Genomic DNA, 13,690 nt, shown 5'->3' on the forward strand with positions numbered 1-13,690 from the left:
TGTTACTCTTTTTTGCTTTCACCGGGCCCGGTCCACAGGCCGACGGACCGGGCGATCTGGGCGCGGGCTTTTTCGCGGTCGAAAAAGGCGCTGGTTTCACGGATGCGCGCCTGATTGTGAGCCAGTTCGGCTTCCAGGTAGCGGGTGATGTTGGCGGCCCCGCCTTCATACTGGCGTTTGACCAGCCGAAAGGTCTCAGCGGCGGTTTGGACGTTGGACGAGGCCACCCGCAGGCGTTCCTCGGCCTCGTCGAGATTGAAATAGGCCTTTTTGACGTCGAATTTGACTGCCAGCAGGGTTTTCCGGTCGGCCGCCATGGCCTCCTGAAGCTGGGCCAGGGATGCGGCCCGCTCACTGCGGGTGGCAAAGCCGTCAAAGATTTTCCAGTTCAGGTAGAGGCCCGCGGTCCAGTTGTCCCGATTGGCGTTGTACTTCATTGCCGGATCATCCACATAGTAGCGGGTCATGAAATCAAGGGTCGGCAGGTAGCCGGCTTTTGCCGCGTCCAGCGCCATTTTCGATTGACGCAGTTTTTCCCTCGCGCCGGCCAGTTCCGGCCGATGCAGCAGGGCATAGCCCACGGCAGACAGCGGATCCCCGGGAATGTCGATGGCATAGGACCGGGTCTCGGCAATGCTGAAGGGCACATCCGGTTCGACACCCAGGATTTCCGCCAGGGCGGCCTGGGCCAGACGGTGGCGGTTGCGGCTTTGCAGAAGCCGCTCCTTGGATTCGGCCATGCGCACCTGAAGGGAGAGCAGGTCGGTTTTCAGGGCGCCGCCCGAGCGGAAGCGGACATCCATGATTTCCAACTGGGAGCGGGTGGTCTGCAGCGACTCCTTGGCCACCATGGTGAATTGGTCGGCGGCCAGCACGTCGTAGTAGGTGGCGATGGCGGTGGCCATGATCCGGTTTTTGATGCCGTCGCGATCCAGTTCGGAGATGGTCACGCCGGTCTCGGCGATTTTACGGTTGAGAAAATCTTTGCCCCCATTGAACAGGTTGATGCCCGCGCTGGCACCGCTTTCATAATTCTCAAACCATCCCGGATCGTTGAAATCGACAGTGGCTTGCGGCAGTTTGCGCTGGTCGATCGCTTTGAAGAGATAAGCCGACGGGGCGTCACCCTGGATGTATTCGGTGTAAAAATTGACTTGCGGATAGAATGGGGCGGCGGATTTGGCGAGCATGGCCCGGGCCCGTTCGATGCGCGCCAGGGCCATGAGCAGATCCGGGTTGTTGGCCTGGGCGATTTCGAGGACATCCTTCAGACCCAACTGGCTGTTGATGGCGCAACGGGGGGCGGACGGATTATCCGTGGCCGGCCGGGCCAGGTTGCAGGCAAAATCGGCGTACTCACTTTTAATCGTCTCGTAGCGATAACGATCCTGAGGTGCACATCCGCCAAACACGGTGCTCAACAGAAAGAGACCGCTAACCAGGAACAGCAGTGAAACTCTCGGCATATCTCCTCCTCATTCGTGTTGATCTATAGCATTCAAGATAATGTTTTTGGGCGGCGTTATCGGTCGTCGCGGTAATTATTATACAGCTTCCTCCCTCTGGCCTTGCCAAAAACATTATCTTAGGCGATTTCTGTCAAAGAATATACCTGCCTGCTTGTCTTTTCATCCGTCTTCTGCGTTGGGCTTTTCCACACATAGCCCCACTATGCGTAAAAAAGCCCGCCTTGAATACGAATGAAAATCCTACGCATCCTGGTATATTCTTTTCCGCCAATCGCCTTAATCACTATGTTTCTCATTTAAAATGCTATCGCCTGTTCCGGAAAGCGGCGGAGGCATCGAAATGGTGAATGGTCTCTTCCATATCAATCATGCTGTCCGCAGCCGGCAAGGGCTGCCCGGGCCAGTTCGGCCACTGTGGTCTTGGTGATGCGCATTTGCCGGTAAAGCCGCAACGGTGCATCATCCGAACCGTGGGCCGCTATGCGGGTGCATATGTCCGGGTTAAGGATGGGTGCGGCGGCCCAGATGGCCGTTCCCCGCAGGGTGGGATCGGCAGCGTCAAAAAATGCGCAAAGATGGTCGGCCGCCGGTTGGACCAGCACCGGTCGGGCATGGGCCAGGCGGCCCACCCCCCACAGCGACCCGCGCTGAAGCTGTTCGTACTCGAGAAAATTGCCGGCCGGATCAATGTACGAGATCAGGATGCGGCCGTATTCGCCGGCCAGTCCGGCATGGCCGGCGGTGATTTCGCCCATGGCTTCGGGCGAACCCCAGCCGATGCCGCCGGACTCGTCGTTGAGATTCCACATGAGCCGACGCATCACCACGCGGGCCGATTCCATCGCCGTTTCGGCCAGTTGGCAGACCACTGTTCCCATGGCGGTGATGGCCCGCCAGCGGATCGTTTCGTCTCCCGAGTAAAAGAACCCGAAGAGGGGATTGATGGCCTGGCGACCGGGTAGCTGCCCGATGGTTTCCAAGGCGGCGGTAAAATCATCCTGACCGAGCAGATCCCCGATACGGCGCTTAAGCTGACGGTAAGCCATGCGGATGTACCATTTCTATGGGTCAGAAGGAGATCACCTCAAAGCCCGCCTCCATGTAAGCGGACATGGAGGGGTGGCCGGACATGTCGTCCAGAAGGGGCAGCCCCTGTTTGACGGCTTCTTCCGCGGTGCCCATTTTGTGGGCGCATCCCTTGCAGACGCCATCCACGATGCCTTGGCTTTTGGCCTTTTCCCATAATTTGTGCAGGGGGTTTCCCTGGTCGGCCAGCTTGGGCAGAAGGGCCGTTGCCGCCCCTTCCACAATGATGCGGCCGGCCATTCCTTTGGCCTGCAGGTCAAGGCCGTTAAGCAGGACGTGAATAAAACAGACCGGATCGCCGTTGAAAACGAAAAGTGCGACTTTTTTCATACTTCCTCTTTTCCCTCTATTCACTGTTCTTCCCAGCAGATGCAGTCTTCCGGGCAGTATTTAATGGCTTCATCCACGGCCGCTTCCGGGTATTCGATCATTTCGACGACCTCGATGTACCCGGCGTCGTTTTGGCGGAACACCTCCAGACAGACGGCCACGCAGCCCATGCACAAGGTGCAGCGGCCGATATCAACCACAGGTATTTTCATAGATCCCTTATCGGGCGTTAATGGCCTCGCCGATTTTTTTGCCATAGTCGATGCAGGCCTCGATACCGGCTTTGTCGGGGACATACTGCAGCCGGGGACCGGCGTCGATCATCGTAAACTTCATGGCTTCCAGTTCCGCCGCCACCATTTTCACCGCTTCGCCGCTCCAGCCGTAGGAGCCAAAGGCACCGCCGATCCGGCCCAACGGCTTGAGGCCCTTCATGTAGGTGAGCGTGTCGGCCACGGTGGGAAACATCTGATTGTTCAGTGTGGGCGACCCCACAATCACGGCGGCGGCGTCGAGCACGTCGGTCATGATTTCGCTGCGATGAGAACTGCGGATATGGATCAATTTAACCATTGCGCCGGTAGACGAGATGCCCTCGGCAATGGCGTTGGCCATGGTTTCGGTACTCTTCCACATGGTGTCGTAAACCACCACGGCCTTATTCTCGGTTTCCTGCCGGCTCCATTTGAAGTAGGCGTCGATGATTTTACCGGGGTCCTTACGCCAGAGCACACCGTGATCGGGGCAGATCATGTCGATCTGGATTCCCGAGGCGACCACCTTTTCCAGCAGTTTGAGAATGCGCGGGGCATAGAGCATCAGGATGTTGGCGTAGTACTTTTTGGCCTGCAGCATCATCTCGCTGTCGGCCTGGTCGTCGAATTTTTCGAATCCGGCATAGTGCTGGCCGAAACCATCACTGGAGAAGAGAATGTGATCTTCCTTCAGGTAGCTGAACATGCTGTCCGGCCAGTGGATCATGCGCGTCTCGATAAAGGAGAGGGTACGCTTGCCCAGGCTGAGTTCTTCTCCGTCCTTGACCGGGTGGTAGTTCCATTTGTCGGGAAAATGTCCGGCCAGGTTCTTGGCGCCCAGTTTCGAACAGTAAAGCGGTTTGTCCGCACCCACCAGCGCCATGATTTTCGGAAGGGCGCCCGTGTGGTCCATTTCGGTATGGTTGCTGACCACCACGTCAATCTTTTTCGGGTCGATGATCTGGGAGATGTTGCCGATCAGTTGATCGGCAAAGGGCGCCTTGACCGTGTCGATCAGGGCTACCTTCTCGTCGATGATCAGGAACGCGTTGTAACTGCTGCCCCGGTAGGTGGAGTAACCGTGAAAATCTCTGATGTTCCAGTCGATGACGCCGACATCATAGATGCCATCTGCAATTTGGGTCGGTTTCATGGATTTTTTCCTAATGGTGATAATTGGCTGCATGGTTTGCCATGCAGCCGTGGATCCGGAGAGTTGGCCGGGATCCGGGTTAACATGGATGGAGAATCGAAATGCCCTTTTTCCCGCAGGAAGAAAAAGGGCATCCGAAAGCTTTCAGTGGCGAATCATTAGCGTCCTGAGAATCGCGGAATTATTCCTCTTTCTCAAAATCCTCTTTGGATGCCCCGCATACCGGGCACTCCCATTCGTCGGGAACATCTTCCCATTTGGTGCCGGCGGCGACGCCATTGTCCGGATCCCCCGCTTCAGGGTCGTAAACATAGCCACAAATCGTACAAACATATCTGTCCATCAGTTGCCTCCTTTATGTTGAAAAGATCATGTAACAGGGATGGTGCTTCAAAAGGGAATCAAATCACATTGCCTTCGGATTCAATCGGTTGGTCATGTACCATGGAGCACCTGGGCTGTCTAATTCAAAGCGAATGCCGGTGGTGCTTGGATGCGCCGCTATCCAAGCGGCCGGAACAGTTTTTTTCCGGCGCCGCAGATAGGGCATTTCCAATCATCGGGAAGATCCTCAAAGGATGTTCCCTTGGCGATCTTGCCTTTGCGGTCGCCTTTGTCGGGGTTGTAAATATAGCCGCAGTTGACGGTCTGGCACTGGTACATTTCATGGGGTTCGGCCATGTGAGTTGCTCCTTGACGGGGAAAGTGAATGACAGTGTTGTTTATCGTTTCGGGTTCATGGCGACGGACGCTCAATCCATTGAATCAGCCGATCGACATGGTTTCCTAAATCCAGGCGCAGCCCTTCCATCTGTGCCTCTTCCATGCCCGGTGGGTTGGGGATGGGCCAGTTGACCGTCTCCACGCCGGCCATGGGGGGCTCGGTATCCGTGGTGCCGATGGTCACCACCAGATCGGGGGAAATCCCATAAAACGCCTTATCCATGGCCAACGGGGTGCGGTAGCCCAGGTCCAGGCCGATTTTCTGCATGGCCTGAACCATGGGGACGGACAGCGTTGCGGCCGGTTGACGGCCACCGAATGCCGTACGAATCCGATCCCCATAGCGCTGCTGGGCCATGGCCGCCGCCAGGGGGGCGCGACAGCCGCCCTGGCGGGAAACGAAAAGAATCTTCTTGCGCGCCACCATGGGACGGACGCTTTTTTCGATGATGGCCTCGATGTCTTCGGCCAGCCGGCTCTGGCTTCGGATGGCGCCTTTGCTTTCGACCCCCCGATAGGTCAGCGCATGGCTGAAACGGGCATCGATGGCATCGAAAAAGTATTTGGCGGTGAGCTGGATGCCGTCGAAGAGCTGGCGTCCCCTGGATGCGGCCACACTGAGCAGCACCCCCTCACGGGTGGCGACCAAGGGATCCTTGAGCTTGTAGACGTATTTCCGGGACCAGAAGGTCTGGCAGCGATCAATCAGCACCTTGAGCTGGGCACTGACACCGTAAAAGTAGACCGGTGAGGCGGCCACCACCATGTCGGCCTGGCGCAGCAGCCCGAACAGTTCGGTTGACATGGGGTCATCCTTGATTACACAGGTTCCGTGGGTTTCACAGTATCCGCAGCCTTTGCAGGGGGTGACCCCGGCCCGTGCCGCCTGGACGGTGTGAACCGCCGCCCCTGCCGCAGCCGCCTTTTCCAGAAAGGCGGCCAGCAGGGTGTCTGTGTTGCCGTTTTTGCGGGGGCTGCCTTGAAGTCCCAGAATAAACATGACCGATGGCTTCCTCGTTGATCCTACCTGACGTGACAGGTGTTGCAGGTTAGCGGACCAAAGGGTTTGCCGGCCCGCTTTTCCGCTTTGTGACACTTGATGCACTGGGCGTTCATGACCTGTTTCGACGTCAGCGCACCGCTGGCTTTCATCGTCTCTATGGCACCCGTTTCCTGGGGAAAGACACTGTGGCAGACCAATACCGTTCGGCATACATATTGCCGTAACATCTTGTTATTAAAATAAAAAATAGCGCTGGACAAAAAGATCGCTTTGTGTTTTAATCATGGTGGGTACAATTAATTAACCAGGAGGTCTCCATGAGCGAACACATCGACAAAAATGTTTTTCAAACAATTCTATCACCGGTGCTACCATTGATTGAGGTTACTCAAAATAGTCTCCATAATGATTTGGACACTTACAAGCTTTCATTATCATCGTTCACCACAAATTTGCTTTTTGGAATAATAACCAGAATTAAAAGCGTTGGACAAATCGTCACTGAGATCAAAACATCACCAACTGCTAAGGCATTAGGATTGGTCGTCGCATCGAAGTCTATGTATAATGAAGCGTTTAATCGTTATCCCCCAGAAATATTTAAAGATATATTCCATCAGTTGGTAAAAGAATTGGATTTGCATAAAATTCCGGAAATCAGTCATCTTGGAAAAATGCTAATTGTAGATGGTTCGCTTTTTCCGGCCATTTCCAATATGGCATGGGCTTGTTACAAGAAAACCGCTAATGCGATCAAAATGCATTTATCTTTTGAACTCAACCGAATGATTCCAACCGAATTTATCAGTACGGAAGGTAACTTTTCCGAAAAAGAATTTGTTAAGCAAATTCTTCGCGAAGGCATTACATATGTCTGTGATCGAGGCTATATCGCTTTCAATCTGTTCAAGCAGATATCCGACAGCAATGCATTTTTTATTATTCGCGGAAAGTCGAATATGACGTACACTGTAAAAGAGTGTCTCACTGCCACCGTACCGGATACATTCTTGAAATTTTTCAGTGACATCACAGATTCAAATATAATATTCAATAGCGATGAAAACAAAGCAAGTTATCGTATTGTTAGCTTTACGGCTATGGGCGAAAACTACATTTTGATCACAAACAGAAATGATTTGACAACTTACGAAATTATAATGCTTTACGCTTACAGGTGGCAAGTGGAACTTTTTTTTCGCTTCATAAAAAGAACCTTCAAGGGAATTCACTTAATGAGCCAATCTCCTCATGGCGTACAGATACAATTCTACTTGTATATGATTGCTTATCTATTGTTATTATCATTCAAACAAGATACGGAAATAATAAGCAGAGAAAATGAAAAAGATGAGCATGAATCTGAAGAAAATAATAAGAACGAAACCTTGCTAACTTCATCTTCATGCTCCAATTCAAATGCAAAAAGACCATATGTTTGCGGGTTAGTAACTCTTCTTGGAGAAAAATTAAAACAGTTTTATAAAATTGGTCTTCACTGGTTATTAGCAGTAAAAAATAATTTGTTAGAAATATTTGATGTGAATATCGCCAAAGTTATTGCTCAATACTCTTATCAATGACTGTGCCGAACAGTATTGGTGGCAGACATCGCAGTCACCGATACGGTCCTGATGCCGGGCATGCGGGAACGGGACCTTACCCCGGCTGCCACCGAAAATATCGATTTCGGCCGGTCCCCGGTTGGCGGCGGTGCCGGTTGCCGTGAAAGCGCCCACAACGGCCATGAGCAGGGCTATCCCCAAAAGAATGCGCTTCATACAGGAATTCCTTTTCAATCAATAGGTTTCCTCATGGGCCAGATCGTCATCGGTGACCTTGCCGCTGAACAATTTGTAGGCCCAGATTTGGTAGGCCAGCACCACCGGAATGAACAGTACGACCACGATCAGCATGATCTGCAGGGTCAGGGGGCTGGATGAGGCATTAAAGGCTGTCAGGCTGAAGGCGGTATCGATGCTCGAGGGAAACAGGCTGGGAAACAGCCCGATGACGCCGAAGAAGGTGCAGGCGACAATGGTGGCCGCAGAAGAGAACCAGGCCTTGAAGAATGCCTGCTGCATCAGGAAATAACGGATGCCCACCAGGCCGGCCACGGCGACCAGCGGAACCAGGAACAGCACCGGGGTAGCCAGATAATTGTCATACAGCGACGTGAAGATAAAGGTGGCCACCAGAAAGACCACGGCCACACCGGTTAGCACCGGCCACAGTTTGCCGGCCAGGCGCGCCGCACGCTCAGCCAGGTCGCCGTCGGTGCGGATGGCCAGCCACAGGGCGCCGTGCATCACGAAGAGGCAGACAAAGAGTACGCCGGCCAGGAGACCGTAAGGGTTGAGCAGGGTCAAAAGGGTGCCCTGGTAAACCCCATCGCCGTCAAAGGGGATACCCTGGAAAATATTGCCGAAGGCCACGCCGAACAAAAGCGCCGGCAAAAAACTGCCTAAAAAGATACAGGTGTCCCATACCTTTTTCCAGGCGGCGCTCTCCACCTTGTTGCGGAATTCAAAGGAGACCCCGCGCAGGATCAGGGCAAAAAGAATCAGCATCAGGGCTGAGTAGAGGGAGGAGAACATCACCGCGTAAACCAGCGGAAAGGCGGCAAAGGTCACGCCGCCGGCAGTGATCAGCCAGACCTCGTTGCCGTCCCACATCGGCCCCATGGCATGGATCATCATGTGTTTGTCCCGTTCTGATTTGCCCAGCAGCGGGTAGAGGGAGCCGATCCCCATATCGAAGCCATCGGTCATGAAAAAGACCGCCCAGAGAAGCCCCCATAGAAAAAACCATACGGATTGTAAAAGCATTTAAACCCCCGTGTTCTTATCGATTGTTGTTATCCGTTCGATGGAATCAGCTGTTTTCGGATGCCGTTTGCGGGCCCTTGCCGGCAAAGTTGGCAATCAGGTAGAACCCGGCGATGCCGAGCAGGCCGTAGACCAGAATGAATCCCACCAGGGTGGTCATGACCTGTGCTTCAGCGATGGGCGATGCCGCCGCAGCGGTTTTCAGCAGGCCGTAGACGATCCAGGGCTGACGGCCGACCTCGGCCAGCACCCAGCCCATCTCCATGGCCAGGTAGGGCAGGGGAATGGCAAGCAGCATCGTCCAAAGGTACCAGCGGGATTCGAGCAGCCGTTTCCTCAAAAACATGCCCACGATGGTGAGCAGGGGGAACAGGGTACCCAGCGCCACCATGGTCCGGAAAGAGACAAACGTCGGCAGCACCGGCGGCCGTTCGTCTTTGGGGATATCCCTGAGGCCGGTGACCGTTGCGTTGAAATCGTGATGCCCCAGGAAACTGAGCACGCCGGGCAGGCTGCCGATTTCTATTTTATTGCCTTCATTGGCTTCGTCGGGGATGGCAAACAGGACGATGGGGGCCTGGGCCTGGGTTTCCCAGTGCGATTCCATGGCGGCCAGCTTGGCCGGCTGGGTCCGGGTCACGTGAACGGCGTGCAGGTCGCCGGTGATCACGACCACCAGGGAGGTGACCAGACCGACCACCAGGCCGATGTTGAAGGAACGGGTAAAAAAATCGATGTGCTCTTTTTTGAGCAGGTGCCAGGCACTGATGCCCATGATGAAGAAAGCGCTGAGCAAAAATGCCGAAGGAATGGTATGGACGATTTCCAGCAGGCCGAACGGGTTGGTCACCACAGCCAGGAAATCGGTCAGTTCGGCGCGGCCGTTGCGAATCGTGAAACCCACCGGCTGTTGCATCCAGCCGTTGGCCAGCAGGATCCAGACGGCCGAAATGTTGCCGGCCCCGGCCACCAGCCACATCACCGTGGCATGGGCCTTTTTGGATAGCTTCTTCCAGCCGAAGATCCATATGCCGATAAAGGTCGATTCGAGAAAAAAGGCCAGGGACGCTTCGATGGCCAGCAACGACCCGAATATATCTCCCATATAGGCGGAGTAGCGGGACCAGTTGGTGCCGAACTGGAACTCCAGGGTGATGCCCGTGACCACGCCCAGGGCAAAATTGATCAGGAACAGCTTGCCCCAGAATTTGGTCATGTTCAGATAGGTCTCATCCCCGGTTTTTACATATCGGGTCTCCATGTATGCCACCAGCGCAGACAGCCCCAGGGTCAGAGGCACAAAGAGAAAATGGAACATGGTCGCGGCGGCGAACTGGAGCCGGGATAACATGACAACGTCCATACAAATTCCTCCTTCGAGCAGAAGCGGCAGCCATTGCCCGGGAAGCAAGGCTGCCGGAAAATGAGTTCACGAATACCGTATCTTAAAACGATGTCTTCGGGCGGCTTCAGGCGCTGCCGTCAAGAGTGCATTGGGTGAAGTCGATGGGTTTGCCGCATTTGCTGCAGGTATGTTTTTTATCGAATTCATCGGAAAAGATCTCTTTGCTCTCACCACATTCGGGGCACTTACAGATAAACGATTTCAGGTTCTTAAAATTTTCATAGCCGGGGCAATGTTGGGGAGTGGTCATGGTTTCCTCCTTCTTGATTCGTTTATATGGAACGGGGTCGTTGTAACGGTGATTATTGGTTGTCAGGTGAACTTTTTGGCGATTTCACGGCCGTAATCCTGGGCCATGGTGGTCCCGCCGCCCAGATTGGCCGACTTGAGCCGCAACGGGTTGCCGGCCATATCCATTTTGTAGATGTTTTTCATGGTTTCAAAAATACGATCGGGGGCTTCGCCGCTCCAGCCAAAGGCACCGAAGGCTCCGCCGACCTTGCCTTCCAGCTGCGCTTTTTCGGCCATGAACAAAAGGGTCTTCATCCCCTGGACCATTTCGCCGTGATAGGTGGGTGAACCCAGGATAACGGCGTCATATCCATTCAGGTCATCTTCTTTTTTGATGTCGGTAACCTTTACCACTTTCGCTTCGTGGCCGGAAATTCGAATTCCCTCGGCGATGAGGTTGGCGATTTTCTCGGTCGCACCGGTGCGGGTGGCGTAAACAATCAGCGCTTTGGCCATTGATCGCTCCTTTGCTGCATTTTTTGTTAATCCATCTGAAATTTCTTTTTTCCGGGGCGCTCGCTATTTAATCCGGGGATCCTTGCCCTCGGATGCGCAGTCGGGGGTGTAACAGGTATTGTCGAGAAATTCACATTTTTCCTTGCAGGATGGACATCTTTCCGGTGGTGCGTCCGCCTGCAGTTCATATCCACAGTTCCCGCATTTCCAGTTGCCCATGAGAACCTCCTTTGCGTGAATTGATCACATGGCCTTTGTCTGCCCGTGGCGGACAGCGGTTCATCAATGATCACCGGACCGTCATCGGAACGGTGGAGAAGAGGGGACTGGATGGCGGCAACCAACGCTCGCCGCCATCCAGGGAAAATCCAAACGGAATCAGGCTTTCCACAGCCCGTGAATATTACAGTACTCTCTGGCAGAAACCGATGCCGCATCGATCTTGAATTCGGCTTCGGGGGCTTGCCCCGGCTGGAGAAACTGGAAGCAGGACTTACCATCGGCAATCAGTTCGATCCACTGAATGAAGTGCTTTTCCTCCATGGGGTGAGGAACATCACCGACTTTGACCTTATATCCGCCGTCAATCTTTTCGATGACCGGCACGTGTTTTTCTTTTGCCGCATCAACGGTATTTTCGGTCAGCTTCTCCATGGGCTGTCCACAACAGACCAGTTCACCGGCACCGCCAGCGAGGACTTCAACGATATTGCCACACAGATTGCATTTATAGACCTCATACCTTTCAGCCATTTTTTATCTCCTTTTTAAGTGTTTGGGGGAAGGTTTAATTCGTCTGATTTACCAGTTTTCGCCCAGGAGTTCGAAGTGGGCCTGGGGATGGGCACAGGCCGGACACATTTCCGGCGCTTCGGTGCCTTCATGCAGATAGCCGCAGTTCCGGCAACGCCAGGTAACGGCGGCTTCGCGTTTGAATACCCGTCCGGACTCGATATTCGCCTTCAGTTCCAGATAGCGCTTCTCATGCTGTTTTTCGGCCACGGCAATGGCTTCCAAAATGAAGGCGATGTGGTCGAATCCTTCCTCGCGGGCAACCTTGGCGAAATCGGGATACATGGTGGTCCATTCATAATTCTCACCACCGGCCGCCTCGGCAAGGTTTTCGGTGGTGGTACCGATCACGCCGGCCGGAAATGCACCGGTGATTTCCACCTCACCGCCTTCAAGCAGCTTGAACAGCCGTTTGGCATGTTCTTTCTCCTGGTTGGCCGTTTCTTCGAAAATGTCCGCGATCTGGACAAAGCCCTCTTTTTTGGCTTGTTTGGAAAAGTAGGTGTAACGGTTACGGGCCTGGGATTCTCCGGAAAATGCCGTCAAAATGTTCTTTTCCGTCTGGGTTCCTTTAATGCTAGACACGTTTTGTCCTCCTTGCTCGGTATAGTTTTATGGGTTTTTTGTTTGCCTGTTGATGCGGATTAACACGTTTTTTTATCCCACCAGCCTTTGGCGATGTGCTTGACTTTCTCGTCCTCGGCCATTCGTTTGATCTTGTAGCCCGAATCGCGAAGCATGCCGTACAGAATGCCACAACCGGTGTCTTCCCGATCACCGTCTCCTTTGTCTGCCAGCTTGATCATGCGTTCGGCCAGCAGAATGGTCTCTTTGAGATTGTGGTCGCACCGTTTCACGAATTGAAACTCTCCGAAGGGGTTGGCTCCCGCCGGTGCAAGGGCAGCATCAGCGGTTATGTCAATACATCAATCAATATGTGTGCCAAGACTTCAGACGCCGTCGAAATACTATTTAACTATTTAAAAAAATATATGTTTTGGAACTGCTGCGGTTGCTCCAACCCGAATGGGTGTGGTGACCGCATACCGGACATGAGAAAATAATATTGGGCTGAATCCGATAAAATCAACAATAAAACGAAGGGTTAATTGTATTCTCAGGTTTATTGTGAGACATGTCTGTATTGAAATACATTGGACACCGGGAGATCAATTTATGCGGCGGTTGCCTTGCACGCCATTGGGGCCATGTACCGTATCAGGTGTGGAAATGATACACCGGTGTATCATATACTAAGGATGAAACACGTTGGGGTGAAAAACGGCAGGACACACCAACCGAATACGACTGGCGTGCGCCTGCCGGCACTATTGGATGAAGACTATTTGCTGGCGACGAGGCGGTGGCTGAGAAGCTTGATGTGGGACATTTCCTCTTTGATGATATCGTCCAGACGGGACTGGCCCAGGCTTTCGGGAACCAGCTCTTTCATCCCCAGGTAAAAGACGATTGAATCTTTTTCAGCCAGAATGGCGGCCTTTAAAATCGCCTCCATGGAGCTGGTGTCAATTTCTTTCTTAAAAAAGATACGTGTGTCGGCCAGCGCCTTAAGGTAGGCGGCGGCTTCATTTTGCGGGTCGAATACGGTTTCGGCTTTTTCGGTTGTACCCAGTTTTTTACGCATGGCGGCAAAGGTCTTTTCGTGGTCATCTTCCATGGCGGCCAGATCCGACAGGAACTTTTTAGCATCCGGATCGGTTGTTCCGGCAGCCGCGTCACGGTAAAAGTCCGCGCCGTTTTTTTCGATCTGCTCAGCCATCTCAAAGACGTCATCCGCATTAAAATCATAACTCATGATGGGGTTTGCCTTTCTTTTCGGATCGGGTGAGTCATCAACCTGGATGTTTTTCATAAGAAGCGTTTCTGATACATGCCCGCT

At 53.4% G+C, this 13,690-nt stretch carries 20 protein-coding genes; 1 reads left to right on the plus strand and 19 read right to left on the minus strand.

The genetic code is table 11. The features are described from left to right. Positions 1-2: 2 nt before the first annotated feature. The 9 genes from GN112_RS21725 to GN112_RS35355 form a co-directional block, all read right to left on the minus strand. On the minus strand, positions 3-1,466 hold the full coding sequence (locus GN112_RS21725; RefSeq protein ID WP_155312132.1) for a TolC family protein: 1,464 nt from the start codon (positions 1,464-1,466) through the stop codon (positions 3-5). Between the two features lie 365 nt (positions 1,467-1,831). Continuing rightward, entirely contained in the window at positions 1,832-2,515 is a 684-nt protein-coding gene (locus GN112_RS21730; protein ID WP_155312133.1) for a DVU0298 family protein, read from the minus strand. A 22-nt stretch (positions 2,516-2,537) separates the two neighbouring features. Continuing rightward, positions 2,538-2,885 (minus strand): DsrE family protein, encoded by a 348-nt coding sequence (locus GN112_RS21735; protein WP_155312134.1) that lies wholly within the window; start codon positions 2,883-2,885, stop codon positions 2,538-2,540. Between the two features lie 20 nt (positions 2,886-2,905). After that, positions 2,906-3,097, minus strand: coding sequence for a ferredoxin (locus GN112_RS21740; RefSeq protein WP_155312135.1), 192 nt, complete (start codon positions 3,095-3,097; stop codon positions 2,906-2,908). A 7-nt stretch (positions 3,098-3,104) separates the two neighbouring features. Further along, positions 3,105-4,292: an FprA family A-type flavoprotein gene (locus tag GN112_RS21745; protein ID WP_155312136.1), complete on the minus strand. Its 1,188-nt coding sequence runs from the start codon at positions 4,290-4,292 to the stop codon at positions 3,105-3,107. A 181-nt stretch (positions 4,293-4,473) separates the two neighbouring features. Then, entirely contained in the window at positions 4,474-4,635 is a 162-nt protein-coding gene (rd, locus tag GN112_RS21750) for a rubredoxin (protein ID WP_155312137.1), read from the minus strand. A 158-nt stretch (positions 4,636-4,793) separates the two neighbouring features. After that, complete coding sequence (locus GN112_RS21755; RefSeq protein WP_155312138.1) at positions 4,794-4,973, minus strand: rubredoxin; 180 nt, start codon at positions 4,971-4,973, stop codon at positions 4,794-4,796. Positions 4,974-5,028: 55 nt separating this feature from the next. Beyond that, entirely contained in the window at positions 5,029-6,015 is a 987-nt protein-coding gene (locus GN112_RS21760) for an NAD(P)H-dependent oxidoreductase (protein ID WP_155312139.1), read from the minus strand. A gap of 23 nt (positions 6,016-6,038) precedes the next feature. Further along, positions 6,039-6,245 (minus strand): cytochrome c3 family protein, encoded by a 207-nt coding sequence (locus tag GN112_RS35355; protein ID WP_155312140.1) that lies wholly within the window; start codon positions 6,243-6,245, stop codon positions 6,039-6,041. A gap of 90 nt (positions 6,246-6,335) precedes the next feature. Here GN112_RS35355 and GN112_RS21770 point away from each other — a divergent pair, with 90 nt between their 5' ends. Further along, positions 6,336-7,601 carry an IS4 family transposase gene (locus tag GN112_RS21770; protein ID WP_155309288.1) on the plus strand — a complete coding sequence of 422 codons (1,266 nt, stop codon included), beginning with the start codon at positions 6,336-6,338 and terminating at the stop codon, positions 7,599-7,601. On the opposite strand, the gene GN112_RS21775 is transcribed toward GN112_RS21770, so the two are convergent. The 10 genes from GN112_RS21775 to GN112_RS21815 form a co-directional block, all read right to left on the minus strand. Continuing rightward, positions 7,545-7,799 (minus strand): cytochrome c3 family protein, encoded by a 255-nt coding sequence (locus tag GN112_RS21775; RefSeq protein WP_155312141.1) that lies wholly within the window; start codon positions 7,797-7,799, stop codon positions 7,545-7,547. The genes GN112_RS21770 and GN112_RS21775 overlap by 57 nt on opposite strands. An 18-nt stretch (positions 7,800-7,817) precedes the next feature. Continuing rightward, positions 7,818-8,846 (minus strand): cytochrome d ubiquinol oxidase subunit II, encoded by a 1,029-nt coding sequence (gene cydB, locus GN112_RS21780; protein WP_155312142.1) that lies wholly within the window; start codon positions 8,844-8,846, stop codon positions 7,818-7,820. A gap of 46 nt (positions 8,847-8,892) precedes the next feature. Beyond that, positions 8,893-10,209, minus strand: a complete 1,317-nt coding sequence (locus GN112_RS21785) for a cytochrome ubiquinol oxidase subunit I (RefSeq protein WP_155312143.1) — start codon at positions 10,207-10,209, stop codon at positions 8,893-8,895. Between the two features lie 106 nt (positions 10,210-10,315). After that, entirely contained in the window at positions 10,316-10,501 is a 186-nt protein-coding gene (locus tag GN112_RS21790) for a hypothetical protein (protein ID WP_155312144.1), read from the minus strand. 62 nt (positions 10,502-10,563) lie between these two features. Then, complete coding sequence (locus tag GN112_RS21795; protein WP_155312145.1) at positions 10,564-10,998, minus strand: flavodoxin domain-containing protein; 435 nt, start codon at positions 10,996-10,998, stop codon at positions 10,564-10,566. 63 nt (positions 10,999-11,061) lie between these two features. Further along, entirely contained in the window at positions 11,062-11,217 is a 156-nt protein-coding gene (locus GN112_RS33815) for a rubredoxin-like domain-containing protein (protein ID WP_173179836.1), read from the minus strand. Positions 11,218-11,376: 159 nt separating this feature from the next. Continuing rightward, positions 11,377-11,751: a desulfoferrodoxin gene (locus GN112_RS21800; protein ID WP_155312146.1), complete on the minus strand. Its 375-nt coding sequence runs from the start codon at positions 11,749-11,751 to the stop codon at positions 11,377-11,379. A gap of 48 nt (positions 11,752-11,799) precedes the next feature. Beyond that, on the minus strand, positions 11,800-12,375 hold the full coding sequence (rbr, locus tag GN112_RS21805; RefSeq protein ID WP_155312147.1) for a rubrerythrin: 576 nt from the start codon (positions 12,373-12,375) through the stop codon (positions 11,800-11,802). A gap of 59 nt (positions 12,376-12,434) precedes the next feature. Continuing rightward, the gene (locus GN112_RS21810; protein WP_155312148.1) at positions 12,435-12,647 is read right to left on the minus strand and encodes a hypothetical protein; all 213 of its coding nucleotides are present in this window, start codon (positions 12,645-12,647) and stop codon (positions 12,435-12,437) included. Positions 12,648-13,132: 485 nt separating this feature from the next. After that, positions 13,133-13,606 (minus strand): ferritin-like domain-containing protein, encoded by a 474-nt coding sequence (locus tag GN112_RS21815; RefSeq protein ID WP_155312149.1) that lies wholly within the window; start codon positions 13,604-13,606, stop codon positions 13,133-13,135. Between the last annotated feature and the right edge of the window lie 84 nt (positions 13,607-13,690).

It is taken from the genome of Desulfosarcina ovata subsp. ovata (assembly GCF_009689005.1).
GTDB classification, from domain to species: Bacteria; Desulfobacterota; Desulfobacteria; order Desulfobacterales; family Desulfosarcinaceae; genus Desulfosarcina; species Desulfosarcina ovata.